The sequence below is a fragment of the Enterobacter sp. RIT637 genome, assembly GCF_019718755.1.
GTDB lineage: Bacteria > Pseudomonadota > Gammaproteobacteria > Enterobacterales > Enterobacteriaceae > Enterobacter.
Genome location: NZ_JAIHAZ010000094.1, coordinates 1 through 634 on the forward strand (window position 1 = coordinate 1; position 634 = coordinate 634).

Below are 634 nucleotides of genomic sequence, written 5' to 3' on the forward strand. Positions count from 1 at the left end.
GATTACATCCGTACCGCGCGTGCCAAAGGGTTAACCCGCATGCGCGTGATCATCGTTCATGCCCTGCGTAACGCCATGCTGCCGGTCGTTACCGTTATCGGTCTGCAGGTGGGGACGCTGCTGGCAGGGGCGATCCTGACGGAAACCATCTTCTCCTGGCCGGGCCTCGGTCGCTGGCTGATTGACGCGCTGCAGCGCCGTGACTATCCGGTTGTGCAGGGCGGTGTGCTGCTGGTTGCGACGATGATTATCCTCGTCAACCTGCTGGTCGATTTGCTGTACGGCGTGGTGAACCCGCGTATTCGTCATAAGAAGTAAGGGGCCGTCATGTCACAAGTCACTCAAAATAACGTGGTCGCTGCACCGGTTCCTATGACGCCGCTGCAGGAATTCTGGCACTACTTCAAGCGCAATAAAGGCGCGGTGGTAGGGCTGGTGTATGTTGTTATCATGATCCTGATTGCGGTGTTTGCGAACTTCCTCGCACCGTATAACCCGGCGGACCAGTTCCGCGATGCGCTACTCGCGCCACCTGCGTGGCAGGACGGCGGTAGCCTGACGCACCTGCTCGGTACCGATGATGTGGGCCGTGACGTGCTGTCACGTCTGATGTACGGCGCGCGTCTGTCGCTGC

Annotated in this window: 1 protein-coding gene and 1 pseudogene; both read left to right on the forward strand. The window is 59.6% G+C overall.

Annotated elements, in window-relative coordinates; translation table 11 throughout:
- Positions 1-318 (forward strand): ABC transporter permease subunit (locus K5E19_RS23355; RefSeq protein WP_221553312.1); only part of this gene is annotated, 318 nt, incomplete at its 5' end.
- Between the two features lie 9 nt (positions 319-327).
- Positions 328-634, forward strand: a pseudogene (locus K5E19_RS23360) (dipeptide ABC transporter permease DppC); the annotation flags it as partial.